24 protein-coding genes and 1 tRNA gene are annotated in these 22551 nt (G+C 68.1%); 10 read left to right on the top strand and 15 right to left on the bottom strand.

Annotated elements, in window-relative coordinates; all coding sequences use genetic code 11:
- Positions 1-43: 43 nt before the first annotated feature.
- The 3 genes from AruCF_RS26450 to AruCF_RS26440 all read right to left on the bottom strand — a co-directional run bounded on the left by AruCF_RS26450 (position 44) and on the right by AruCF_RS26440 (position 2223).
- Entirely contained in the window at positions 44-955 is a 912-nt protein-coding gene (locus AruCF_RS26450; protein WP_049071448.1) for a LysR family transcriptional regulator, read from the bottom strand.
- 411 nt (positions 956-1366) lie between these two features.
- Positions 1367-1786, bottom strand: coding sequence for a hypothetical protein (locus tag AruCF_RS26445; protein WP_049071450.1), 420 nt, complete (start codon positions 1784-1786; stop codon positions 1367-1369).
- Positions 1783-2223 (bottom strand): Fur family transcriptional regulator, encoded by a 441-nt coding sequence (locus tag AruCF_RS26440; protein ID WP_080977315.1) that lies wholly within the window; start codon positions 2221-2223, stop codon positions 1783-1785. The genes AruCF_RS26445 and AruCF_RS26440 overlap by 4 nt, the downstream gene beginning before the upstream one ends.
- A gap of 107 nt (positions 2224-2330) precedes the next feature.
- Here AruCF_RS26440 and AruCF_RS26435 point away from each other — a divergent pair, with 107 nt between their 5' ends.
- On the top strand, positions 2331-3113 hold the full coding sequence (locus tag AruCF_RS26435; RefSeq protein WP_080977316.1) for a helix-turn-helix domain-containing protein: 783 nt from the start codon (positions 2331-2333) through the stop codon (positions 3111-3113).
- 359 nt (positions 3114-3472) lie between these two features.
- The gene (locus AruCF_RS26430; protein WP_049071451.1) at positions 3473-4336 is read left to right on the top strand and encodes an alpha/beta hydrolase; all 864 of its coding nucleotides are present in this window, start codon (positions 3473-3475) and stop codon (positions 4334-4336) included.
- 38 nt (positions 4337-4374) lie between these two features.
- Here AruCF_RS26430 and AruCF_RS26425 read toward each other — a convergent pair whose 3' ends face one another.
- Positions 4375-4848 (bottom strand): YkgJ family cysteine cluster protein, encoded by a 474-nt coding sequence (locus tag AruCF_RS26425; protein ID WP_049071453.1) that lies wholly within the window; start codon positions 4846-4848, stop codon positions 4375-4377.
- 218 nt (positions 4849-5066) lie between these two features.
- Here AruCF_RS26425 and AruCF_RS26420 point away from each other — a divergent pair, with 218 nt between their 5' ends.
- Positions 5067-5672, top strand: a complete 606-nt coding sequence (locus AruCF_RS26420; protein ID WP_049071454.1) for a DNA-3-methyladenine glycosylase I — start codon at positions 5067-5069, stop codon at positions 5670-5672.
- Positions 5673-5741: 69 nt separating this feature from the next.
- On the opposite strand, the gene AruCF_RS26415 is transcribed toward AruCF_RS26420, so the two are convergent.
- Entirely contained in the window at positions 5742-7670 is a 1929-nt protein-coding gene (locus tag AruCF_RS26415; RefSeq protein ID WP_049071456.1) for an LTA synthase family protein, read from the bottom strand.
- Positions 7671-7968: 298 nt separating this feature from the next.
- On the opposite strand from AruCF_RS26415, the gene AruCF_RS26410 reads away from it, so the two are divergent.
- Positions 7969-10041: an AsmA family protein gene (locus AruCF_RS26410; RefSeq protein WP_049071457.1), complete on the top strand. Its 2073-nt coding sequence runs from the start codon at positions 7969-7971 to the stop codon at positions 10039-10041.
- 6 nt (positions 10042-10047) lie between these two features.
- Here AruCF_RS26410 and AruCF_RS30065 read toward each other — a convergent pair whose 3' ends face one another.
- Genes AruCF_RS30065 through AruCF_RS26400 form a run of 3 tightly spaced genes read right to left on the bottom strand, consistent with a single transcriptional unit; the run spans position 10048 to position 12295 of the window.
- Positions 10048-11046, bottom strand: coding sequence for a diguanylate cyclase (locus AruCF_RS30065; RefSeq protein WP_235432736.1), 999 nt, complete (start codon positions 11044-11046; stop codon positions 10048-10050).
- The gene (locus AruCF_RS30060; RefSeq protein WP_235432737.1) at positions 11022-11639 is read right to left on the bottom strand and encodes a PDC sensor domain-containing protein; all 618 of its coding nucleotides are present in this window, start codon (positions 11637-11639) and stop codon (positions 11022-11024) included. Before AruCF_RS30060 ends, AruCF_RS30065 begins: the two co-directional genes overlap by 25 nt.
- A gap of 11 nt (positions 11640-11650) precedes the next feature.
- Positions 11651-12295, bottom strand: a complete 645-nt coding sequence (locus AruCF_RS26400; RefSeq protein WP_049071459.1) for a TetR/AcrR family transcriptional regulator — start codon at positions 12293-12295, stop codon at positions 11651-11653.
- A 118-nt stretch (positions 12296-12413) separates the two neighbouring features.
- Between AruCF_RS26400 and AruCF_RS26395 the strand changes: the two genes are divergently transcribed.
- The 3 genes from AruCF_RS26395 (at position 12414) to AruCF_RS26385 (ending at position 14504) form a co-directional block, all read left to right on the top strand.
- Complete coding sequence (locus AruCF_RS26395) at positions 12414-13160, top strand: SDR family NAD(P)-dependent oxidoreductase (RefSeq protein ID WP_049071460.1); 747 nt, start codon at positions 12414-12416, stop codon at positions 13158-13160.
- A 231-nt stretch (positions 13161-13391) separates the two neighbouring features.
- A tRNA-Lys gene (locus AruCF_RS26390) sits at positions 13392-13467 on the top strand.
- 92 nt (positions 13468-13559) lie between these two features.
- On the top strand, positions 13560-14504 hold the full coding sequence (locus AruCF_RS26385; RefSeq protein WP_049071461.1) for a metallophosphoesterase: 945 nt from the start codon (positions 13560-13562) through the stop codon (positions 14502-14504).
- A 150-nt stretch (positions 14505-14654) separates the two neighbouring features.
- Here AruCF_RS26385 and AruCF_RS26380 read toward each other — a convergent pair whose 3' ends face one another.
- On the bottom strand, positions 14655-15278 hold the full coding sequence (locus AruCF_RS26380) for an FMN-dependent NADH-azoreductase (protein ID WP_049071463.1): 624 nt from the start codon (positions 15276-15278) through the stop codon (positions 14655-14657).
- Between the two features lie 237 nt (positions 15279-15515).
- Between AruCF_RS26380 and AruCF_RS26375 the strand changes: the two genes are divergently transcribed.
- From AruCF_RS26375 to AruCF_RS26365, 3 genes are all read left to right on the top strand, one after another.
- The gene (locus AruCF_RS26375) at positions 15516-16172 is read left to right on the top strand and encodes an HAD family hydrolase (RefSeq protein ID WP_054416433.1); all 657 of its coding nucleotides are present in this window, start codon (positions 15516-15518) and stop codon (positions 16170-16172) included.
- Between the two features lie 124 nt (positions 16173-16296).
- Complete coding sequence (locus AruCF_RS26370) at positions 16297-16944, top strand: YiaD family glycine zipper/OmpA-like lipoprotein (protein ID WP_049071465.1); 648 nt, start codon at positions 16297-16299, stop codon at positions 16942-16944.
- A gap of 81 nt (positions 16945-17025) precedes the next feature.
- Positions 17026-17352 carry a 4a-hydroxytetrahydrobiopterin dehydratase gene (locus AruCF_RS26365; protein ID WP_049071467.1) on the top strand — a complete coding sequence of 109 codons (327 nt, stop codon included), beginning with the start codon at positions 17026-17028 and terminating at the stop codon, positions 17350-17352.
- Between the two features lie 31 nt (positions 17353-17383).
- Here the strand turns inward: AruCF_RS26365 and AruCF_RS26360 are convergent, their stop codons facing one another.
- The 6 genes from AruCF_RS26360 to AruCF_RS26335 form a co-directional block, all read right to left on the bottom strand.
- Positions 17384-17839: a MarR family winged helix-turn-helix transcriptional regulator gene (locus tag AruCF_RS26360; protein ID WP_049071468.1), complete on the bottom strand. Its 456-nt coding sequence runs from the start codon at positions 17837-17839 to the stop codon at positions 17384-17386.
- Positions 17836-18057, bottom strand: coding sequence for a hypothetical protein (locus AruCF_RS26355; RefSeq protein ID WP_049071470.1), 222 nt, complete (start codon positions 18055-18057; stop codon positions 17836-17838). The genes AruCF_RS26360 and AruCF_RS26355 overlap by 4 nt, the downstream gene beginning before the upstream one ends.
- A complete protein-coding gene (locus AruCF_RS26350; protein ID WP_049071471.1) occupies positions 18054-19688 on the bottom strand; it encodes an FAD-dependent monooxygenase in 1635 nt (544 codons plus the stop codon). Before AruCF_RS26350 ends, AruCF_RS26355 begins: the two co-directional genes overlap by 4 nt.
- Before the next feature lie 117 nt (positions 19689-19805).
- Positions 19806-20504, bottom strand: a complete 699-nt coding sequence (locus AruCF_RS26345; protein ID WP_049071473.1) for a DUF6776 family protein — start codon at positions 20502-20504, stop codon at positions 19806-19808.
- Positions 20505-20661: 157 nt separating this feature from the next.
- Positions 20662-21348: an N-acetylmuramate alpha-1-phosphate uridylyltransferase MurU gene (gene murU, locus AruCF_RS26340; RefSeq protein WP_049071475.1), complete on the bottom strand. Its 687-nt coding sequence runs from the start codon at positions 21346-21348 to the stop codon at positions 20662-20664.
- Entirely contained in the window at positions 21348-22388 is a 1041-nt protein-coding gene (locus tag AruCF_RS26335; protein WP_049071477.1) for an aminoglycoside phosphotransferase family protein, read from the bottom strand. Before AruCF_RS26335 ends, murU begins: the two co-directional genes overlap by 1 nt.
- Positions 22389-22551 lie beyond the last annotated feature (163 nt).

Genomic DNA, 22551 nt, shown 5'->3' with positions numbered 1-22551 from the left:
ATCATTTTTCACCGGGGCATTCTGGTTTTGGCAATGCCCGGGTCTAGAACTGTTGCGGCGCGTCGCTGCGGATGAAGCGCAGGAAGCGATGGGCGGCATCCGACAGGGGGCGCGAGGCGTGGGTCTGGAACTGGAGTTGACCCGCGTTGAGCAGCGTGTCGTTGATGGGGCGGCAGATCAGCCTGCCGGCTTCGAGCTGGTCGGCGACGGTCAGGCGGGCGCAGAGGGTGATCGCGTCGCCGGTAAGGACATAGTGGCAGGCGGCGTCCGGCTGGTTGGACGTGAAGGCGGGCGACAGCGTGATGTTGTACAGGCTGCAGGCCATGTCCAGCACCTGCCGCAAGGCGCTGCCGCCATGGGGCAGCGCAAGGGGATAGGCGGGCAGCTGGGTGATGTGCAGGGACTCGAAGGCGGCGAGCGGGTGGCCCGGACGCATCACCGCGACGATTTCGGCGGGATGCGCATGGATCACCGCGATGTCCTTTTCGGCGGTATGGCTGTAGGTCACGCCGATATCGGCCTGCGCCGAGCGCACGCGCTCGGCCACCAGGCCGGCATCGAGGATGTGCAGGCTGAAGCGGACCGAGGGGTGTTCGGCCTGGAAGGCGGCGAATTTGCGCGGCAGGGCGTAGGCGGCAAAGCCGGGGGCGCCGGCGATTTTCACGGTCTGGGTGTAGCGGCCATTCTGGCCATGGATTTCGGCATAGGTGCGGGCGGCGTCGGCTTCGACGCGGCGCGCGTGGTCGGCCAGGATGCGGCCGACCTCGGTCACCCGCATGCCCTTGGGATGGCGTTCGAACAATTGGTTGTGCAGGCGCTGTTCCAGGCCGGCGATCTGCCGGCTGACGGCGGAACTGACGACGTTGAGGCGCGCGGCGGCGCCATTGACGGATCCAGTGTCGACGACGGTGAGGAAGTAACGAAGCGCGGTGCTGTCGAATTGGAATCGCTTCATTGGTATGAGTGCCGTAAATCGCAGTGTCGAGTCCGGGCGGCGGGCGACCGCCGCAAACGGCGCGGGCGGCGGCGGCCCGGGGGCGGCCGCGTGCCGTGGCGTCTTGTGGACGCCGTGGCCACGGCGTTGGGCCACGGAAGCGAGGGCGGTTTGCGCCGCGGGGGACAGGCGCGCCATCCGGTGGGCCGGTGCGCCGGGATGCCCGCCCCGGGCCTGCGGGACAGGCGATGGGCCAGACGTGGAATTTATTCCAGCAACACCTTTTGCCACAATCGCAAATTTATCAATATTGCATTCTAATTTCGGCAATAAGGCGCAAGGCGGGCCGCTGCGGACGGGCGGGGCGCGGCGGCGAAAAAAAAGCGCGCCGGCAGGCGCGCTCGAGAGCGGAGGGAAACGGCGTCGCGCGGCTCAGTCAACCACGAAGCCGCCGGGCCCGGTCTGGCCGAGCAGTTCGCGCGCGCATTGCACCGCCTCATGGGGCGTGGCCACCGCCAGGAACGGCATGCCGAAGGCGCGCGCCATTTTCTCGCCGCGCTTGCGGATCTTGTCGAGCGCGCCGGCGTCGCGTTCGACGGCGATGAAGGCGCGGCAGCGGGCCTTCAGGCGCGGCATGTTGCTGGTCTGCCATTCGATCATGGCCTTGCGGTCGTCGTGGCTGGCCTCGCTGCGCATGTCCGGCACCACCATGACGAAGGTCTGCGGGTTGTCGACCAGCATTTCCATCTCGCGGATCCAGCTGGCGGAATAGCCTGCCGGGGCGCTGCCATGCCTGGCGGTGACGATGGGGAATTGGGACAGGTCGTGGAAGAAAAACTGATCGCGGTTCATTCGAATTCTCCAATGGAAGGGGCGGGCGTGTCCTTGTGGCAGCCGCAGCCGCCGTAAAGCACCAGACTGTAGGAATCCAGCGCGAAGCCGCTGTCCCTGGCGATCTTGCGCACCAGTTGCGCCATGGCGGTGTCGCTGGACTCCTGGATGCGGCCGCAATGGCGGCAGACCAGGTGGTCGTGGTGTCCCTTGTCGTTCAGTTCGTACACGGTCGAGTGCGAATCGAGCTGAGTACGTTTGAGCAGTCCGGCGTCCTCGAGTTGCGTGATGACGCGATAGACCGTGGCCAGGCCGATGCTGCTGTGTTCCGAGATGAGGTTGCGGTAGATGTCCGCCGCGCTCAGGTGCTGGTCCGCATGCTGGTGGAAGATGTCCAGGATCTTCAGGCGTGGGAAGGTGGCCTTGATGCCGGCCACGCGCAACCGGGTGTGGTCCATGATGATTCTCCATTCCGGGGCGGATGCCCGAATGATGAGAATGATGTACATTTTCAAAAAGCCCCGCTAACGGGAACCCGTCAACCTGTAGCTCAAATCTGCCAACCATGTCCGACATGGTCGTGGTCCACCACGCTCTCCCCGACGTCCTGCTGACGCCTTTCAGCATCCAGCATCCGCGGACGTCCAAAGGCATTTCCGTGCCAGACCATGCCCACGACGAGGGCATGCTGGTGCTGGTGCATGCCGGCCTGGTGCTGGTGCAGGCCGGCAAGCAGGTGTGGACGGTATTGCCCGGCAGCCTGGGCTGGATTCCGCCCGGCGTGCAACACGCTGCCCGCTGGTTCGGCGAGGCGCGCGGCTCGTTCCTGTACGTGCGGGCCGATGCCTGCGCGCGCCTGCCCGATCACTGCCGCTCCTGGCCGTCGTCGCGGCTGATCGACGCCCTGGTCGAACGTTTCACCACGAGTCCGTCCGGCGCGTTGTCGGAGGCTTACCTGGAACAGCTGTTCGATGTCCTGCTGGCCGAGATCGCGCAGCGCGAACACGCTTCCGTGCTGCTGCCGATGCCGGCCGATCCGCGCCTGCAGGACCTGGCCAATTCGCTGCTGGGCAAGCCGGACGACACCTCGGGCATCGACGAATGGGCCCAACGCCTGAACATGTCGTCGCGCACCCTGATGCGGCGCTTTCGCCAGGAAACCGGCGTCACGCTGGGCCAGTGGCGCCAGCAGGCGCGGCTGCTGCGCGCGCTGGAAATGCTGTGCCGCGGCGGTTCGGTGACCGAAGCCGCGCTGTCGGTGGGCTATGAAAGCACCAGCGCCTTCATCGGCAGCTTCCGCACCACGTTCGGCATGACGCCGACGCGTTACCTGGCCGGCCGCGAGTAAGCACACGCCAGCGCGCCGGCCGGCAGGCAGGCGTGGCGGGTCCCGAAGGACCCGCATCCGGGCCGGCGGAGCGCCTCCCCAGCCTTTACGGATCTTCACTTTTTCCCGACAGATTTGCGGATCTTCCCGCGCGCCCCTTGCCTACCATGGCGCCAGGGTAGGACAGGTCTTCTCGTCCCGCCCTCCATGCATCAAGGGTGTTCCATGACTTGCCAATCATTCCTCGTTCTCCCGCCGGCCGGGAGCGCCGGCGGCGCCGTGGCGCCGGCTCCGGTTATCGCTTTCGCCCAGATCCTGGCGCGCCTGCTGGCGGCCACGCGCAGCGCCTGGCAGCTCGATGCCGTGGCCGGGAGCGCGCCGTGACGACGCCCCGCACCGGTGCGCTGCTGATCCATGGCCTGGGCGGCACCGAATTCGACATGGGCTCGCTGCACAAGGTGCTGGCGCGCGCTGGCGTGGAAACCCATGGCGTGACGCTGCCCGGGCACGCGGGGCGGCCGGAGGACCTGCTGGACGTGCGGGTCGAGGATTGGATGGACGTGGTGACCCGCCGCTACCGCGAGCTGTGCGCGCAGTACGAGGTGGTGCATGTGATCGGCATGTGCCTGGGCGCGCTGCTGGCGGTGGAACTGTGCAAGCGCGAGTCGCACACCCGCGGCGCGCTGGTGTCGCTGTCGGCGCCGGTGTTCCTGGATGGCTGGAGCACGCCCTGGTACCGGGCGCTGCGCTATCTGCTGTACCACGTGCCGGGTGTGCCGCGCCGCATCCGCGTCGAAGAAGAGGATCCCTACGGCGTCAAGAGCGAGCTGGTGCGCGCCTTCATCAAGGCCGGATTCGCGCGCGGCGACGGCTTTCACTACCAATGGGTGCCGCTGGCCTGCGTGCGCCAGGTCGACCGGCTGCGCGGCATGGTCAAGCGCGGACTGGAGCGCATGCGTTGCCCGACGCTGGTGATGCACGCGGTCGAGGACGAACTGACCAGTCCGCGGTCGGCGCGGCTGCTGGGCGCGCGCATTCCCGGGGCGTCGGTGGTATTGCTGCGGGACAGCTATCACATGATCTGCGTCGACCATGAACGTGAGCGTGTGATGCAGAACGTGCTGGCCTTCCTGGGCAAGGATCCGGGCATCGTGCGGGTACGGCGACGCGCCGGCGAGCCCCGGCGCGAGCGCGGCGAAGCGGCGCCGGTCGAGGCGGACGGCCTGCTCGCGGCCGCCCGCTAGCGCGCGGTCGATCCGGACAGGCGCGGCGGCGCGCCCGCTCAGGCGGCGGCGGGCTGGTCGGGCTGGTTGGGGTGGGACGGGCCCTGCGGGTCGTTTTCGGCGTCTGGGCGCGGCGGCACCGGCGCCAGGCCCAGCGCCAGCCGCAGGCGCTGGCAGTCGGGGTTGGGCGAGCCGTCAGGCTGCCAGATGTCGAATTCGCGGCAGGGCGTGGGGCGATTTTCGTAGATGGCGCAATGGATGCCCGGCCGGCCCAGTTCGCCGCGCAGCGAAATGCAACGGCCGCCGCCCATCTCGGTGCCTTTCATGCAGGCGCGCAGCGGGCTCATCTGGGTGACCAGATCCAACGGCACCTGGCCGCCGTTTTCTCCGGCCAGTTCACCGATATAGAACGACACCCGGAAATGGGAACAACAGGCGCCGCAGTCCAGGCAGGGATTGGTGGCGGGGTTGTTGTCGCCGGCCAGCAGGGCGGGCGACACGAGGGTCAGGGCGGCTGTCTCGAGCAGGGACATGGCGGTGGATCCGAAAACCCGTCCCGGCCCCGGCTCGGACGCAAAACGGGCTTGCATGCCGCAAGCCCGCCAGGCCGATCCGGGAGGGCGCGCGGACACGGCCGGCGCGGGATCAGGGGTGGAAATAGTAGCTGGATTCGACTTGCGGCCGCTACGACTTTTTTCGGGGACGTTGCTGCGGTAGCATCGGGGACCCGACAGCCGCCAGGACCCATTCCATGACCGCCAACTCCGACTTTTCCGACGGCCTCGCCCGCTGCGGCTGGGTCGACACCTCCCCCGAATACATCGCGTACCACGACACCGAATGGGGATTTCCCCAGGGCGACGACCGCGCCCTGTTCGAGCAGCTGTGCCTGGAGGGATTCCAGTCCGGCCTGAGCTGGCGCACCATCCTGAACAAGCGCGAGGCGTTCCGCCGCGGTTTCGCCGGCTTCGATCCGGCCAAGGTCGCGCGCTTTGACGAAACGCGGATCCAGGCGCTGCTGGCCGACGCCGGCATCGTGCGCCATCGCGGCAAGATCGAGGCCGTCATCAACAACGCCGGGCGCGCGCTCGAGATGATCGAGCGCGAAGGCTCGCTGGGGGCGTTCCTGTGGCGCTTCGAGGCGCCGCCGGGGGCGGCGTCCACGCGGGGCGCATCGACCTCGGCGCAATCCGAGGCCTTGTCCAAGGCGCTCAAGAAGCTGGGCTGGAAATTCGTCGGGCCGACCACCGTGTACGCGTTCATGCAGTCGGTGGGCATGGTCAACGACCACCATCCCGATTGCCATTGCCACGGTCCGAGCGAACGGGCCCGCAAGGCATTCCGGCGGCCGGCCTAGAGGCGCCGGACCGGGCCTTGGGCCGGCAGCGTGGCGGCCCCCCGAGGCGCCGCCACGTCGCAGCCTGTCTTAACGGGCGGCCGCCTGCGCGGCCGGCGCTCCTTGCATGACGGAAGCCGCGCCGGGGATGCAGTAGCGGCCTTCGCGATAGGCCCAGCTGGGCCACAGCGCGTGCGCCAGCGCTTCCTCGGCCAGTTCGGGATCCAACGGCGCCGGCGTGTAGTCTTCCGGCGCGGTGTAGCGGTATTGCACCGGCGCCTTGTTCGGCGCCAGCACCAGCAGGTCGTTTTCCTTCAGATAGCCGTAGGTGTTGTCGTACTGCATGATGGCGCGCCCCGGCGCGCTGCGGGTCAGGTCGTGGCCCAGCATCGGGTGTTCGGTGTCGACGCCGATCAGCGACAGCAGCGTCGGCGCCAGGTCGATCTGGCTGATCAGGCGGTCATCGCGCCGCGCTTCGATGCCGGCGCCCAGGATGACGGCCGGAATATGGAAATGGCGCACCGGCACCAGGCTGGCGCCGAACACGCGCGAGTCATGGTCGGCGGCGATCAGGAAAACCGTATTGTCCCAGTAGGGCGCGGTCTTGGCGCGCTCGAAGAAACGGCCCAGCGCCCAGTCGGCGTAGCGCACGGTGTTCTCGACCGTGGCCGGATTGCCCTCGGTCTGGATGCGGCCCGCCGGATATTCCCATGGCGAATGGTTCGAAACGCTGAAGGCCAGCGTGAAGGTGGGCTGGTCGCCGTCCTCGCGCAGCAGGCGGTCGAGCTGGTTGAACATGTCCTCGTCCGACGCCCCCCAGGTGCCGACGAAGGCGGGATCGACGAAGTCCTCGCGGTCGACGATCTGCTTGAAACCGTTGCCCAGGAAGAAGCCCTTCATGTTGTCGAAGTGCGATTCGCCGCCATAGATGAAGCGTGAATGGTAGCCATGGCGGCCCAGCAGGTCGGCCAGCGAGAAGAAACCGCGCTGCGAGCGCGGCAGCTTCAGCACCGCTTGCGCCGGGGTCGGCAGGAAGCCGGTCACCACCGCCTCCAGGCCGCGCACCGAGCGTGTGCCGGTGGCGTAGGCGCGGGTGAAGGTCCAGGCCTCGCGCGCCAGCGCGTCGAGTTCGGGCGTCAGGTCCATGCCGCCCAGGCCGGCGCTGTATTGGGCGCCCAGGCTTTCTTCCAGGATGATCACCAGGTTGAGCGGGCGGGCGGTCTTGCGGCTGGCAGGCTGGCGATGCAGGCTGGGATGGTCGGCGTTGGCCGGCGGGTAAGGCAGGCCGGCTTGCGCCAGCACGCGGCGATGCATGTCGTCGTCGTCCATGCCGCCGTACACGGCGGAGGCCGACTTTTCGTTCTTCATGCTGTAGACGGCGTAGAACACGTTGTACAGCGAGTTCAGCGCCAGGGTGTTGAGCATGCCGTCGGAGCTGTAGGCGACCGAGGACGGATTGATCGGGCGGTGGCCCAGCGTGCCGCGGATCGCCAGGATGACCACGGCCAGGATCGCCAGGCTGGCCAGCGGCATCTGCCACCAGGCCAGCGGCGCGTCGGGCACGGCATGGCCGAACAGCGTGTAGGCGCCCCAGCCGATCAGCCCCAGGGCGCCGAAACCGCCCAGCAGCGCGCCCTTGTAGCCGCGCCACAGCATGCCGGAGACCTCGCGCGGGTGCTTCAGGTATTCGACGAACAGCCGGTTGGGGCGGGTGTCATATTCGAGAATGAACGGCGGGGTGGCGACTTCCAGGAACGCCAGCAGGATGAAGGCGACCAGATACCAGATGCCGGCGGCGGTGGCGGCGAAGGGCAGGTGGCCGAACCAGGGCGACAGCACCGCCGGCAGCGCCGCCATCACGCCGATCTGGTGGGCGTCGATGCGCAGGCCGCCCAGCAGCAGGGGCACCAGCCCGCCGGCGTTGCGCACGCGCTGCCATTGCCATGCGGCCAGGGCCAGGCGGCTGACGGTCAGCAGCGCAAAGGCCGCCACCACGAAGATCAAGCTTGAATGCCGCATCGGGCCTCCAGGTAGTACTACGATTGCGCGCCCAGGGGGGCGGCGGGTCGATCGCCCCGGGCATTTGAACAGCGCCGGCGTCAAAAATTCGGTATGGATTATTCCTTCCATGCCGGCGAAACCCTCGGTCCGGCCTGGCCGCTTTGTAACTTTTGCCGACGGGTCTCTCTGTGACACGGAAAAATCCGTACACATTATCAGGCCGGCAAGCTTAACCCGCCCGGCGCGGCGCGCTACCCTTGAGGGTAAATAGGGCCGGGACATCCACGCCCCGGTGGCAACGGCAAGGATGATAACGATGACGCGCACAACAAAAATAGCGGTCGGAATCGTCGGAGGGCTGGCCCTCCTGGCGGCGGTATTGGTGGTGGTGGTCGCCACGTTCGACTGGAATCGTGCCAGGCCGATGATCAATGAGCGCGTCAGCGCGGCCATCGGGCGGCCCTTTGCCATCAATGGCGATCTCAGCGTCGACTGGGCGCGGGAGCCGGACGAGGGGGGATGGCGCGCCTGGGTGCCGTGGCCGCATGTGGTGGCCAATGACATCAGCATCGCCAACCCCGACTGGGCCAAGGCGCCTGAATTCGCCACGCTCAAGCGCGGCGAATTCAGCCTGTCGCCCCTGCCGCTGTTGCGCCAGCGGGTGGTGATCCGGCGCATCCAGCTGACGGAGCCCGCCGCCGACCTGGAGCGCCTGGCCGACGGCCGCGCAAATTGGGTCTTCACCCTGCCCGAGAGCGGCGAGCCTTCGCCCTGGGTGCTGGACATCAACGAGATCGGCTTCGACAAGGGCAGTGTCGGCCTGACCGACGCGATCCTGCAGGCCGACCTGACCGTGCTGGTCGACCCGCTGGGCAAGCCGGTGCCCTTCGCCGACGTGGCCGGGGCGGCCTTCGTGCCGGAGGACGCCGCCGCCGCGTCGCCGCGTGATTACGTATTCGGCTGGAAGGTCAAAGGCAAGTACAAGGGGTTGCCGACCCAGGGCGAGGGCAAGGTGGGCGGCATGCTGGCGCTGCAGGACCCCAGGCAGCCCTTCCCGGTGCAGGCCGACGTGACGATCGGCGGCACCAAGGCGGCCGTGACCGGCACCCTGACCGACCCGGCCAACCTGGGGGCGCTGGACCTGCGCCTGAAGCTGTCGGGCGGCTCGATGGCGCAGCTGTATCCGCTGACCGGCGTGACGCTGCCCGATACGCCGCCGTATTCCACCGACGGCCACCTGGTGGCCAAGTTGCGCAATGCCGGCGGAGCGGTGTTCGACTATCGGGATTTCAACGGCCGCGTCGGCAGCAGTGATCTGCATGGCGACCTGTCGTTCTCGCTGGCGGCGCCGCGTCCCAAGCTGACGGGCAAGCTGTCGTCCAAGCAACTGCGCATGGCCGACCTGGGGCCGCTCATCGGGGTGCAGTCGGGCAAATCGGCGCCGGCCCAGGACAAGCCCAAGGACGCGCCGGCCAAGCCGCCCGGCGGCAAGGTGTTGCCGGTCCAGGAGTTCCGCACCGACCGTTGGCGCGACATGGACGCCGACGTGGCGCTGGAGGCGGGCCGCATCGTGCACGACGCCAAGCTGCCACTGTCCGACCTGTCGGTGCATCTGGTGCTGCAGGATGGCCAATTGACGCTGGACCCGCTGCGCTTCGGCATGGCGGGCGGCAGCATGGCCGCGACGGTGCGGCTGGACGGCTCGAAGGCGCCGTTGACCGGGCGCGTGGAAATGCATGCGCGGCGGCTGCGCCTCAAGCAATTGTTCCCCGCCGCGGAGTCGATGCAGAAGACGCTGGGTGAATTGAACGGCGATCTGGCGCTGGCGGGCACGGGCAATTCGGTGGCCGCGTTGCTGGGATCGGCCGATGGCGATGTGAAGATGCTGGTCAACGATGGCGTGATCAGCCGCAGCCTGATGGAGATCGCCGGGCTGAACGTGGGCAACTACGTCGTCTCCAAGCTGTTCGGCGACGACGAGGTCAAGATCAACTGCGGCGCCGCCGACCTGGAGATGAAGCGCGGCGTCATGACGCCCCGCGTGTTCGTGTTCGACACCGAGAACGCGCTGATCAACATCACGGGCACCACCGATTTCAAGAACGAGAAGCTCGACCTGGACATCACGCCCGACAGCAAGGGGTTCCGCATCTTCTCGTTGCGTTCGCCGCTCTACGTGCGCGGGACGTTCGGCAAACCCGATGTGGGCGTGCATGTGGGGCCGCTGGCCGCGCGGGGCGCGGGCATGGTGGCGCTGGGCGTCATCCTGACGCCCGCGGCGGGCCTGTTGGCGCTGATCGCGCCCAGCACGACCGACGACAATTCCTGCGGCACGCTTCTCAAGCAGATGCGCACGCCGCCCAAGGCGCCGGCGCCCAAGGGCAAGTAGCCAGCTTCAGCGCGGCAGCGCCATGCGCGCGCCGTCAGGCGCCTGGTTGTCGGCCACGCAGACGGCATTGCGGCCGTGGTTCTTGGCGTAGTACAGCGCCCGGTCGGCGCGCTGGATGACTTCGTCCAGCGTGGCGCCGTGCTCGGGGTAGCAGGCCACGCCGGCCGACAGCGTCACGGGCGCGGGCAGGCCGTCGTCGGCGCCCAGCCGCGCCAGTTTCTGGCGCAAGCGTTCGGCGGAGGCCACCGCCGCCGCCAGCGGCGCGCCCGGCATCAGCATGACGAATTCCTCGCCGCCGCTGCGGGCCACGGTGTCGCCCCGGCGCGAGCCCTCGGTCAACAGCGTCGCCAGTACCCGCAAGGCCTGGTCGCCGGCGGCGTGGCCGTAGCGGTCGTTGATGTTCTTGAAATGGTCGATGTCCACCGCGACGATGGCCAGCGGCGTTTCGGCGGCCTGCAGCAAGGCCATCGCCTCGTTCAGTCCGCGACGGTTCAGCAGGGCGGTGAGCGTGTCGGTGGTGGAGGCGCGGCGCAGGTCGCGGATCTTGTGCTGGATCGACGTCAGCCCCATCAGCAGCGCGCGCTTGAGCTGCGAGGCCTCGAAATACCAGGAACGCACCTTGCGGATGCGTTCGGCCGAATCGGGGTCCTGCATGCGCCTGGCGATGCCGGCCAGTTCGCCGAGCGGGCGGGCGATCCAGCGCGACAGCAGCCAGAGCAGCACGATGGATAACAGCAGCAGCGGCAGCGTGTTGCGCGCGGTCGCCATCAACAAGTCGTTCAGCGGCAGCAGCGTGCTGGCCACCGGCCGTTGCGCGATGATGGTCCAGCCGGTGCTGGGCACCGGCGCGTAGCCGGCGAGCAGGGCGGTGCCGCTGGCGTCGGTGAAGCGCAGCTCGCCGGTCTCGCCGCGCAGCGCGCCCGCCAGCGCGCCCTTGTCGGCGGAGGCGTGCCCCAGCCGGCTGCGGTCGGGGTGGTAGATCAAGGTGCCGTCGCGCGACAGCACGTACAGGAATCGTCGCGGTTGAAGTGCTGGCCCAGCAGCCGGTCGAGCACGTTGTCTTCGTGCAGGTAGAGCGTGCCGGCGACATAGCCGAGATAACGATAGTCGCGCGAGAAAATGGGATGGGTGTAGAGGATCAGCCAGCGGCCGTTGCTGGCCTGGAACGGTTCGCTGATGAAGGGGCGGCGCGTGGTCAGCGCGATCCTGGCGGCGTCGCTGGTCATCTGCTGGCCCATCAGTTGCGGATACGAGGTCGACACCGCCAGCACCTTGCCTTGCGGCGACACGACGAAGCTGGAATTGAAGTGTCCCAGTTGCTCCTCCAGGCGGCGGGCTTCCGACGCCATCAGTTGCGGCTGGGTCTCCATGTCGGCCAGCACGTCGGCGCTGTAGGCCAGGTGGCGCCGCAGGTCGCTCAGGAAATACTCGGTGGTGGCGGCCAGTTTGGCGGCGTAGACGCGATTGCTTTCCAGCGCGTTGTGCAGCAGCAGGTCGCGTTGCACCAGGTAGCTGGCGTGCAGCCCCGCCGCCAGCACCAGGAAGATCGACAGCAGGCTGATCCAGAGGATGAGGCGCCGTAGGTCGATGCGGAGCATGGAAGAATCCGTCAGGCGTGGATCCGGCCAGGTGGCGGGCCGGAAGGGGGGGCGCCGCCTGTGAGCGCGTCCCAGGCACACATCGCCTGGCGCGCCACGGCTTGCAGGGTCTTGCGGCTGGCGCCATCGCGCGCCTGGATCGACATTCCGTGAAGGATCGTGGTGTAGAAGGCGGCCAGCCCTTTCAGGTCGGCGCCGGCCGGCAGTTCGCCCGCGGCGGCCGCGGCGGTCAGGCGGGCCAGGATGCGGCTTTGCATCTCGCGGCGGTTGTCGCCCAGAAATGTGCCGACGTCGTCATGGCTTTCGGCGCCCGAGGGGGCGCCCAGCACGATCAGGCAGCCAGGCGGCGCGCCGGGTGTGGTGAAGCGTTCGGCTGCCGCCAGCAGCATGCCGCACACGCCTTCGCGGGCGGTGGCGCCGGCGGCCAGCGCGCGACGCGAGGCGGCGCCGTCGGTGTCGCGGTACAACTGCACCGCTTCGCGAAATAGCCCTTCTTTTGAGCCGAATGCGCCATAGAGACTGGGCGAGTTGATGCCCATCGCAGCCGTCAGATCGGTCAGCGATGCTCCTTCATATCCCTTCGACCAGAAGACTTCCATGGCCTTGCGCAAGGCCTGGGCTCGGTCGAAGTTCCGGGGGCGCCCACGTTCTGCCATATGTCCGCGATTTTACTCGGGACGGGTATTTTGTGTTGATCGATAAGAAAATCATTGACGACCGGTGCCGCGGCATCGGATGATATTTGTACTGATCACTACAAATTGAGGTTGACCCATGCAGAATCTGAGCGGAAAAGTCGCTTTCGTGACCGGCGGCAGCCGCGGCATCGGCGCGGCGATCGTGCGGCGTCTGGCGGCGGACGGCGCCGACGTTGCCTTCACCTATGTCAGCGCCGCGTCGCGCGACACCGCCGCCGCGCTGGCTCGCGAACTGGAGGCCGGCGGCCGCCGCGCGCGGGCCATCCAGGCCGACTCGGCCGATCCGGCGCAGGTGCGGCGGGCGGTCGAGCAGGCCATCGCCGAACTGGGCCCGGTGGACGTGCTGGTGAACAACGCCGGCATTTTCCTGGCCGGCCCGCTGGGCGAGGTCACGCTGGATGACTACGAACGCACGATGAACATCAATGTGCGCGCGCCGTTCGTCGCCATCCAGGCGGCGCAGGCCGCGATGCCGGATGGCGGCCGCATCATCAACATCGGCAGCTGCCTGGCCGAGCGCTCGGGGCGCGCCGGCGTGACCTTGTATTCGGCCAGCAAGTCGGCGCTGCTGGGCATGACCCGCGGCCTGGCGCGTGATCTGGGCGCGCGCGGCATCACCGCCAACGTGGTGCACCCGGGGCCGATCGATACCGACATGAATCCGGCCGATGGCGAGCGCGCGGGCGATCTGGTCGCGGTGCTGTCGCTGCCGCACTACGGCGAAGTGCGGGATATCGCCGGCATGGTGGCCTTCCTGGCCGGGCCCGATGGCCGCTACGTGACGGGCGCGAGTCTGGCGGTGGACGGGGGTTACGCGGCCTGAGGGCGACGGTGCAAGCGGCTTGCACCGCGCTCGGACGCCCGTCCTGGGGACCGTGCTGTCGAGGGGGCCGGCGACTTTTTTGTGGATGATTGGCCACCGACTTGCACATTTAAAAAAAGCTCTCTATAATCTCGCTTCTTCGCTGATCAAACACAACGAAACGCAGCGGAAGCAAGCCAGAGCGCAATGCGAAAGCGATGTTTCCCAGCCGGATTTGTGGATGAACATGCAGGGCTGTTAGCTCAGTTGGTAGAGCAGCGGACTCTTAATCCGTAGGTCGAGTGTTCGAGCCACTCACAGCCCACCAGAATTCTCAAGTAGTATCAAGCGTAAAGCCCACCGGAAACGGTGGGCTTTTTGCGTTTCGTCCCGTTGGACTGCATGAAGTCTGGAATCCCTATGTACGACATCATCGGTGACATTCACGGCGAAGACCAGAAACTGAAGGGCCTGCTGCGCCATCTCGGGTATGTGCCGGCCGGGAAGGGCTACAAGGCTCCCCAAGGCCGGCAGGCCGTCTTCCTGGGCGACCTGGTGGATCGAGGCAAAGGGCAGCGCCGGGTCCTGGAAATCGTACGGGCCATGATGGATGACGGCCAGGCCCTTTGCATCATGGGCAACCACGAGTTCAACGCCATCGGCTACGTCACCGAGGATCCGCACCGTCCAGGCGAGTGCCTGCGGCCCAATCGTGGCGATTCGGAGAAAAGCCGGAAGAATCGCAAGCAGCACGGTGCCTTTATCAGCCAGATTGGCGAAGGCAGCCCGGAGCATGTTGCCTGGGTTGCCTGGTTCCGCCAATTGCCGCCCTATCTGGACTTGGGCGGCATTCGTGCCGCGCATGCCTGTTGGGACGATGGCGCCGTCAAGACGTTGAACGATGCGGGCTGGCTGCCAGGAAAACCGCTGGATGACGCCCTGCTGGTAGCCACTCACCAAAAGGGCTCGGCGCTGGAGCAGGCGAGAAAGCGGCTCACTTCAGGCGTGGAGCTGGCGTTGCCCGATGGCCGCTACATAGAGGACAAGGAGGGGCACCGCCATTACGAGGTGCGGCTGGCCAATTGGCGCGATTGGGCGAGCGCTTTGCATGAGGTCGCCCTGGTGCCGGCGGGCCAAGAGGCGCAGATCCACGGCTTGGCATTGCCCGGGGACTTCGATCGGACACCCATCACCGGTGCGCCTGTTTTCATCGGCCATCATTGGTTCAAGGGCCCGCCCCGGATCGAGAGTGCGAAGCTGGCCTGCCTGGACTGGTCGGCCGCGGCGGGCGGACCGCTGGTGGCGTACCGATGGGATGGCGAAGCGACCTTGTCCAATGACAAGCTGGCCTGGGAAAGGGGATAGCGTGGCCGCCGCGTCGCAGCGGCCCGTTCCTGCCACTGACACGCCGCCGGATATCTCGAGCGCCACCCTTGGGTGGCGCTTGTCATTGCGCGTCCGTCTCTCGGTTGAGATCGAGAATCGCGAGTCGTGCCTTTGACGCGCCGCCGCGGGCTAGAAATTCCGCGCCATTGCGATCGCCTCGGCCTTGCCCTGTTCGATGGTCGCGGGGGCCAGGGCGTCCCAGGTGTGTTCGACCTGGATGCGCCGAATGTCGGTCACGCCGATGAAGGCCAGCCAGAAATCGAGATAATCGGCCTGGTGGGTGAACCCGGGGGTGTCGCCGCCAGCCGCCTTGTCCTGGCTCTGGCCGCGCACGTGGATGACCAGCGCCCGCGTGATCTGCAATAGCGGGCCGTAGGACTTGCCGTCGAAGCTGAAGAGCAGGTTGCGCTGGCTGACCAGATCGATCAGTTGCTTGAGCTTGTAGGGATAGCCGAAGTTCCACATGGGCACACCGATGACGATGCGGTCGGCTTGCTGGAAGCGTTGCGCCAGCGCAGTGATCCGGTTCCAGGTCGCGGCCTCGACGGAATTCATGGGTTCTCCGGCAACGCGTTTGTATTTCGCGCCGATGGCCTGGCTGTCGAACTCCGGCAGCGCTTCATCCCACACGTTCAAAGTGTCGACTTCCAGCGACGGATGGACGGCACGGCAGGCGTCGAGGAATGCGTCGGCGATGGCGATCGAGGCGGAGCGGGGCCCCCGGGGGGAGGACACGATGTTGAGTACACGCATGATGGGAATCCGGAAATGGGAAGGCGGTCCGGTGCCTGCGGCCGCCAGGGGTTGAACATACGATTGCAATTGCAATTGTGTGGCCAGGCGATTTTATCGTGGCACGATGGAATCGCAACCGGGGTGCGGCGGCCGGGGCGATTAAGGCATGCCTTAATCGTGGTTGCACGCAGGCTGAACCCCGGCGCGGGCCGGCGTCTCTATAGTGGCTGGCACCGAATCCGAAGGAGTACCGCCATGTCTGTCCCGTCCGCCGCTTATCCCCGCGTGGTGCTGTTTGATCTGCTGACCGCGCTGCTGGATTCCTGGACCGTGTGGAACGCCGCGGCGGGATCGGAAGCGCGGGGCCGGGCCTGGCGCGCCGAATACCTGCGCCTGACCTACGGCTGCGGCGCCTATCAGCCCTATGAGCAGCTGGTGCAAGCCGCGGCCGAGGCGGTGGGACTGCCGGCCAGCGCGCCCGCGGCGCTGGAGGCGGGCTGGGACGGCCTGCCGGCGTGGGATGGCGCGCGCGACCTGCTGCAGGCGCTGCGACCGCATTGCCGGCTGGGCGTGGTGACCAACTGTTCACGGCGCCTGGGGCATCGCGCGGCCGCCCTGCTGGGCGTGGACTGGGACGTGGTGGTGACCTCGGAAGAGGCCGGTTACTACAAGCCCGACCCGCGGCCATATCAATTGGCGCTGGCGCGCCTGGAAACACCGGCCTCGCAGGCGGCGTTCGTGGCGGGGTCGGGGTATGACCTGTTCGGCACCAGCCAGGTCGGGTTGCGCACGTATTGGCATAACCGCGTCGGCCTGGCCTTGCCGGCCGGAGCGCCGGCGCCCGAGGCGCAGTCGCCGCGGCTGGAGGCGGCGCTGCCATGGCTGGCCGGGTTTGGCGTCGCCGCGCGCTAAGGCGCGCCGCCAGGAGCGCGGTACAAACTGTTGCGCCTTGCCGGCTGACGCGGCGGACGGGGCAGGGCTTAACATGATCCAGCCGGCATTGTGCCGGCGCACCGACAGGATCGTGGAGGTTGTCATGTACACAAGCACAATGCTCAAGCGTATCGCTGTAGTCGCCGCATCGGGCGCCCTGGTGGTGGGGTGCGCCACCCAGCAGCAGACCAACACCGCCGTGGGAACCGGCGCGGGCGCCGCCGTCGGGGCCGGCATCGGCGCCCTGATCGGCCATGGCACCGGCGCGGCGGTCGGCGCCGGCATCGGCGCGGTGGCCGGGGGCCTCATCGGCTACAACTGGAAGGTGGTGAAGGAGGATGTGCAGCGTTCGGGGGCGACCTCGCTGGGCATCGACGTGGTTGAAATGCCGGACGGCAGCCTGAAGGTCAACATCCCCAGCAACGTGTCTTTCGATACCGACAAGACCGATCTCAAGCCGGCGCTGCTGCCGGTGCTGGACAGCGTGGCGCGGTCCCTCAACCAGCATCCCGAACTGCGCGCCAAGGTGGTGGGCCATACCGACAGCACGGGGTCGCTGGCGCACAACCAGGCCTTGTCGGTGAACCGCGCGCGCAGCGTGACCGACTACCTGTCGCGGCAGGGCGTGGCCGCGACGCGCCTGTCGATCGAGGGGCGCGGGCCCAACGATCCGATCGGCGACAATGCCACCGCCGAAGGCCGCGCGCTGAACCGCCGCGTCGAGATCTATCTGTACGCGGTCAAGCAGTAGCGCCGGGCGCCGCGCCGTCCATGCCGGGGCGGGCGGCCCGCGCGCGGCGCCATTTTCCATCGGCCCATCCTGGAGTTCGCCATGAGCATGTTTCCCCCCGCGCGTATCGGCACCGACACCGCGGTCGCGGCCCTGTCCGGCTGGCAGGCCGTCGCGATGCGCGACGCTATCGAGAAGCGCTTTCGCTTTCCCAATTTCAATGCCGCGTTCGGCTTCATGGCGCGGGTGGCGATGTTCGCCGAAAAGCTGAACCATCACCCGGAATGGACCAATGTCTACAACCGGGTCGACGTGATGCTGACCACGCACGATGCCGGCGGCGTGACCGAGCTGGATGTGCGCATGGCGCAGTTCATGGACGAGGTGGCCGCGCAACTGGGCGCGACGGCGCCGAAGGCGGCGGGCTAGCGTCCGGGCGGAGCGGGCCGGACATGGCGCGTCAGTCTTCCGATGCGCCGGGATGATTGCGCTGGTGCGCGAGCAATCGGTCGAGCATGTCGCCGAGCAGGCGTTGTTCGTCGGCGCTCAGGCAGCCGAAGATCTCCTGATTGCGCCGCGCGATCAGATCGATGATGCGCCGGTATTGCGCCTGGCCGGCGGCGGTCGGCGACAGCACGACGCCACGGCCGTCGGCGGCCGAGTCTTTCTTCTCGATCAATCCGCGTTCGACCAGCGCCTGCGCCGAGCGGCTGGCCTGGCCCTTGTTCAAATTGGCGGCGCGCGCCAGGTCGTTGACCGACAGCGGCGCATAGCGGCCGATGGCGGCCAGGCAGCGCGCCTCGCCCAGCGGGATGCCGCAGTCTTCCAGGTAGGCGCGATTCGTGTCCCGGTCGGTGATCTTGTTGATCGCGTGCAGGCGGTACGTCAGGAATCGTTCGAGGGCGGGCGAGGTCACGTCGGGCGGTCGGCGGTGGGGGCGGGATAGTGTGCCACAGGGTCGGCGCAGGCCGCTTCGGCCTGCGCCAGCAGGGCGGTGGCGGCGGATGCGTCCGGCAGGCGCGCCAGCGCGGCCAGGCCCAGGATCGACAGGAACAGCGGCGCCCGCGCCGGTCCCACGCGTGTCAGCGCCTGCGCCATCGAGGTATAGACCTGATCCAGTTCGTCGTGGTTCATGCGCGCGGCTCCTGCGGGGTGGCGGGGATCATCGGGTAGTAGGGCGCCAGGGCGGCGCGCAGGGTGTCGTCGTCGCAAGCATCCCAGCGGCCGAGCACGTAGCCGTCGGGTCGCAGCAGGTACACCGTGCCGGGTTGCGCGCCGTAGCGGTCGCGCAGGTGGCCATGCGGGTCGCGCCAGGCGCGCGCCGCCGGTCCGCCGACGGGCAATACCCGCAGCGGATCGGGCATCGCGCGGGTGGCGGCGGCGAGCGCCTGCAGGCGCCCCTCGGCGGCGGCGTCGGGCGCGCAGGCCAGCAGCACGAAGCCGCTGCCGAAGCAGCTGCTGAGATAGCGTGGCACCCCCTCGGCGTCGGCCAGCAACAGGTCGGGCGCCGGCTGGCCGGGCGCGGCGGCGGCGGCTTGCGGCGCGGCGCCATCGGCCAGGTTCAGGGGCGAGCCGTCGTAGGCGATGGGCGCCGATTGGCGCGGGTTGATCAGTGGCCGCACCCGCTCGTCCGTCAGCGCCAGCCGCAAGGCCGCTTCGCGCATCAGGCGGAAACCAAAGTCCGGCGGCGCCATGAATTCGGTGCTCTTGGCGCCGTAGGCCAGGTTCTGGCGGGTGGCGTGGACGCGTTCGTCGCTGTAGCTGTCGAGCAGGCGGTCGGAGGCGTGGCCACGCAGTACCCAGGCCAGTTTCCAGGCCAGGTTGCCGGCGTCGTCCAGCCCGGAATTCAGGCCGCGCACGCCAAAGATCGGCACCAGGTGGGCGGCGTCGCCGGCGAACAGCACCCGGCCGTGGCGGTAGCGCTCCAGCGTCAGGCATTTGGCGTTGTAGAGCGAGATCCACAGCGGCTTCCAGGGCGCGGTCTCGCCGATCATGTCCAGGTGGCTCTGGACGCGCGGCAGCACGTTCTCGGGCTTGACCGCCTCGGCCGCGTCCTCGTCGTCGCGGATCTGGTAGTCGACCCGCCAGACGTTGCCGGGCTGGCGATGCATCAGCAGGGTGGAACCGGGATTGGAGGGCGGGTCGAACCAGGCCAGCCGCTCGACCGGGCGGCTGGAGGCCTGCTCAATGTCGACGATGACATAGCGGCCTTCGTATTGCATGCCTTCCAGCTTCAGGCCCAACGCCTCGCGCACGCTGCTGCGGCCGCCGTCGCAGGCCACCACCCAGTCGGCCCGCACGCTGTGGCGCCGGCCGCCGATCTCGGCCTCGACGTCGACGCCGTCGGGTCCCGGCCGCACCGCGACGGCGCGGGCGGACCATTGCAGTGTCGCGTGGTCGGGCTGGCGCAGCATGGCCTGGTGGGCGAATTCCTCGACGAAGTACTGCTGGATGTTGACCATCGGCGCGAAGCGCTGGGTCGGGTCGTGCGGCATTTCGAAGTGCAGCACTTCGCGATCGCGGTAGTAGCTGCGGCCGCCGGTCCAGGGCAGGCCGGTGGCGGTGAGGGCGGCGTCGGCGCCGGCCCAGCCCAGGATTTCCTGCGAGCGGCGCGAGATGCAGATGGCTCGGCTGCCGCTGCAGTAGCCGTCGTCGGCCTCCAGCGTGAGCGAGGCGATGCCGTAGTGCGCCAGCAGCGCGGCCAGGGTCAGCCCGACCGGACCGCCGCCGACGATCAGGACGGGCACGCGGGAAGGCAGTGGCATGGTGTCTCCGATATAGTTGTTGGCGCAACTATATCGCGCAGTTGGTTGTGGGCGCAACTAATTCGCGCGCACGAAAAAAAACCCGCCTGCGGGGCGGGTCCTGGGGCGAGGCCGGGTTCAGTTGCGCACGTAGTAGATGCGCATGGCCTGCTGTTTCTGGTTGCCGTCCATGACGCGCAGCACCACGACCTTGGGGGTGAAGCCGTCGGGCAGCTTGAGCTGGCCCAGCGCGTAGTCGTAGCGGTCGACGTTCAGGGCCGGGCCTTCCGGCGTGACGGTGGCGGCGCGGCCATTGGGGTAGCTGCCGTCGATCGAGAAGGTCAGGGTGCCCTTGAACGGCGCGCCGGTGCGCTCTTCGCGCATTACCAGCACCTGATAGTCGAGCAGGCCGGGCTGGCGCTTGAAGGTGGCCGAGCGGATGCCCAGGTTGCCGCCGCGGGGATCGGGCGGCATGGCGTCCTGGAACAACACCAGTTCCTTGTTCTGGGTTTCCAGCTTGGCGCGGGCTTCGGCCAGATCGGCGGTGAGTTTTTCATGGCCGGACTTGTTGGCGTCGCGCTGCTGCGTGGCCTCTTCGAGCTGGCTTTGCAGGCGCTGGTTTTCCAGCTTGGAGGCGCTCAGTTCACTGTGCAGCTGTTCGGATTGCTCGACGGTCAGGCGTTGCGGGCCGTAATTGGTCTGCAGGAAGAGCACGCCGCCCGCGCCCAGGGCAATGCCCACCAGCAGCAGGACGAGCCAGCGCGGCATGCGGCGCGTGCGTTGGCCCGGTTGGTATACGGAGGGCTTGAATACGGCCCGTTGCGATCTTCCAAACATCCCCATTCCTAGAAAACGTCCTGTGTGTTGCCTGGCCGCGCGCCGCGCGCACTGGCCAAAGCGTCAGAGAATACCCGCTTAAGCGGGTGCGATGGGCGCGCGGACAAGCCTGGTTGCGCACCTTGATATTGTGAAATATGTGGGTATCGGGCGGGCTTCAGGCCCGGCCGGAACCCAGCTCGGCGTCGAGGTCGGCCAGCCGTTGCGGGGTGCCGACATCGATCCAGCGGCCGCTGTGGCGCGCGCCGCGGACCCGATCCCGCGCCATGGCCTGCCGCAACAGCGGCGCCAGCCGCGCGGCGCTGCCGCGCGCCACGTCCGCGAACAGCATGGGATGGTAGACGCCGATGCCGGAGAAGGTCAAACGGGGTTCGCCTTCATCGGCGACGCGGCCGTCGCGGCCCAGGACGAAATCGCCGCCCGGATGTTGCGGCGGATTGTCGACCAGCAGCAGCCAGGCGCCGCCCGCCGGCAGGGCGGCCGCCAGCGCGGGGGCGGCCGCCGGATGCCAGTCGCACCAGATGTCGCCGTTGATCACCAGGAACGGATCGGGTCCCAGCAGCGGCAGCGCCTGGGCGATGCCGCCGGCGGTTTCCAGGGCCGTGTCCTCGGGGGAGTACCGGATCCGCAGGCCGAAGGCCGCGCCGTCGCCCAGCGCGCGTTCGATCTCGTGCCCGAGCCAGGCATGGTTGATGACCACTTCGTGGAAGCCGGCCGCGGCCAGCCGTTCGAGATGCCAGGCGATCAGCGGCTTGCCGCCGACCGGCAGCAGGGGCTTGGGCAGGCGGTCGGTCAGCGGGCGCATGCGTTCGCCGCGGCCCGCGGCAAGGATCATGGCGCGCATCAGAAGGTGTATCCGACGCTGACCTGGCGGTCGTCGAGCTTGTCCAGCAGGCGCAGCAGGGGCGTGAAGACGCCGTAGCGCTGCGCCACCTGGCGCACGTAGGCGTTCACGCGCGGCATGTGGGCCAGGTAGTGGGCCTTGCCGTCGCGGTGATTCAGGCGGGCGAACACCCCCAGGATCCGCAGGTTGCGCTGCAGGCCCATCCATTCGTAGGCGCGGTGGAATTCGGCGAAGTCGGCATCGACCGGCAGGCCGGCCGCGCGCGCCATTTCCCAGTAGCGGATGGCCCAGTCCAGTTGCTGCGGTTCTTCCCAGGTGGTGCGGGCATCCGTCACCAGCGACGCCAGGTCATAGGTGATGGGGCCGGCCAGGGCGTCCTGGAAGTCGATGACCCCCGGATTGGGGCCGTATTGCGGCTGGTCGCAGAGCATCAGGTTGGGCGAGTGGTAGTCGCGGTGCACCAGCACGGTGGGCTGGTTGCCGTTGCTGGCCGAGAGCAGGGCGAAGATTTTTTCCAGGGCCTGCGTGGTCTTGTCATCGAGCGTGGCGCCATGGTGTTTGCGCACGTACCACTCGGGGAACAGCGTCAGTTCGTCGGCCAGTCGCGCGCTGTCGTAGGCGGCCAGGCCGGTGGTCCTGGCCTGTTGCAGGCGCACCAGCGCCGCCAGCGCGTCGCGGTACATCGATTGCAGGCGGGCGTCGTCCACGCCGTCCTGGATGCGCTGGTAATAGGTCTGTTCGCCCAGGTCCGAGAGCAGCAGCAGGCCCTGGCCGAGGTCCTGCTCGATGACGGCGGGCACGTTCAGGCCGGCGTCGCGCAGCAGCTGGCCCACGTGCAGGAAGGGGCGGCAATCTTCGTGCCGGGGCGGGGCGTCCATCACAATCAGGGTACGGCCTGCCGCGTCCAGGCGGAAATAACGGCGGAAACTGGCGTCCGCGGACGCGGGGCGCAGGGTGTCCACCGCCAGGCCCAGGGCGGCGGGCAGGCCTTGCAGCCAGGCGCGGATCTGCTCCAGGCGGGGGTCATGATCGTTTTTCAAGGAAGATCCGTGTCAGAAGGGCAACATTGCGGAAAAATGGGTGGCGCGCACATAAGGCTGGGCGTCTGGCGCGGCTTCTCTATAATACCGGCTCGTTTCCGTTAGCATTGGCCCTTCGCGGGCGCCTCTGCCTGGTTCCCCCATCGTCAAAAAGGGCTGTTTT

Source organism: Achromobacter ruhlandii (genome assembly GCF_002082135.1).
GTDB lineage: Bacteria > Pseudomonadota > Gammaproteobacteria > Burkholderiales > Burkholderiaceae_B > Achromobacter > Achromobacter ruhlandii.
The sequence above is the reverse complement of the archived record's forward strand: the minus strand, read 5'-3'. Positions and strand labels throughout refer to the sequence as shown.

Bases quoted from the DNA above. Each gene is read 5' to 3' on its own strand.
- AruCF_RS26445 (WP_049071450.1), bottom strand. From the start codon at position 1,786: ATGAACCGCGATCAGTTTTTCTTCCACGACCTGTCCCAATTCCCCATC.
- AruCF_RS26385 (WP_049071461.1), top strand. From the start codon at position 13,560: ATGTACGACATCATCGGTGACATTCACGGCGAAGACCAGAAACTGAAG.
- AruCF_RS26415 (WP_049071456.1), bottom strand. From the start codon at position 7,670: ATGCGGCATTCAAGCTTGATCTTCGTGGTGGCGGCCTTTGCGCTGCTG.
- AruCF_RS26375 (WP_054416433.1), top strand. From the start codon at position 15,516: ATGTCTGTCCCGTCCGCCGCTTATCCCCGCGTGGTGCTGTTTGATCTG.
- AruCF_RS26380 (WP_049071463.1), bottom strand. From the start codon at position 15,278: ATGCGTGTACTCAACATCGTGTCCTCCCCCCGGGGGCCCCGCTCCGCC.
- AruCF_RS26450 (WP_049071448.1), bottom strand. From the start codon at position 955: ATGAAGCGATTCCAATTCGACAGCACCGCGCTTCGTTACTTCCTCACC.
- AruCF_RS26420 (WP_049071454.1), top strand. From the start codon at position 5,067: ATGACCGCCAACTCCGACTTTTCCGACGGCCTCGCCCGCTGCGGCTGG.
- AruCF_RS26395 (WP_049071460.1), top strand. From the start codon at position 12,414: ATGCAGAATCTGAGCGGAAAAGTCGCTTTCGTGACCGGCGGCAGCCGC.
- AruCF_RS30060 (WP_235432737.1), bottom strand. From the start codon at position 11,639: ATGCTCCGCATCGACCTACGGCGCCTCATCCTCTGGATCAGCCTGCTG.
- AruCF_RS26370 (WP_049071465.1), top strand. From the start codon at position 16,297: ATGTACACAAGCACAATGCTCAAGCGTATCGCTGTAGTCGCCGCATCG.
- AruCF_RS26410 (WP_049071457.1), top strand. From the start codon at position 7,969: ATGACGCGCACAACAAAAATAGCGGTCGGAATCGTCGGAGGGCTGGCC.
- murU (WP_049071475.1), bottom strand. From the start codon at position 21,348: ATGCGCGCCATGATCCTTGCCGCGGGCCGCGGCGAACGCATGCGCCCG.
- AruCF_RS26365 (WP_049071467.1), top strand. From the start codon at position 17,026: ATGAGCATGTTTCCCCCCGCGCGTATCGGCACCGACACCGCGGTCGCG.
- AruCF_RS26400 (WP_049071459.1), bottom strand. From the start codon at position 12,295: ATGGCAGAACGTGGGCGCCCCCGGAACTTCGACCGAGCCCAGGCCTTG.
- AruCF_RS26355 (WP_049071470.1), bottom strand. From the start codon at position 18,057: ATGAACCACGACGAACTGGATCAGGTCTATACCTCGATGGCGCAGGCG.
- AruCF_RS26440 (WP_080977315.1), bottom strand. From the start codon at position 2,223: ATGGACCACACCCGGTTGCGCGTGGCCGGCATCAAGGCCACCTTCCCA.
- AruCF_RS26435 (WP_080977316.1), top strand. From the start codon at position 2,331: ATGTCCGACATGGTCGTGGTCCACCACGCTCTCCCCGACGTCCTGCTG.
- AruCF_RS26350 (WP_049071471.1), bottom strand. From the start codon at position 19,688: ATGCCACTGCCTTCCCGCGTGCCCGTCCTGATCGTCGGCGGCGGTCCG.
- AruCF_RS26425 (WP_049071453.1), bottom strand. From the start codon at position 4,848: ATGTCCCTGCTCGAGACAGCCGCCCTGACCCTCGTGTCGCCCGCCCTG.
- AruCF_RS26345 (WP_049071473.1), bottom strand. From the start codon at position 20,504: ATGTTTGGAAGATCGCAACGGGCCGTATTCAAGCCCTCCGTATACCAA.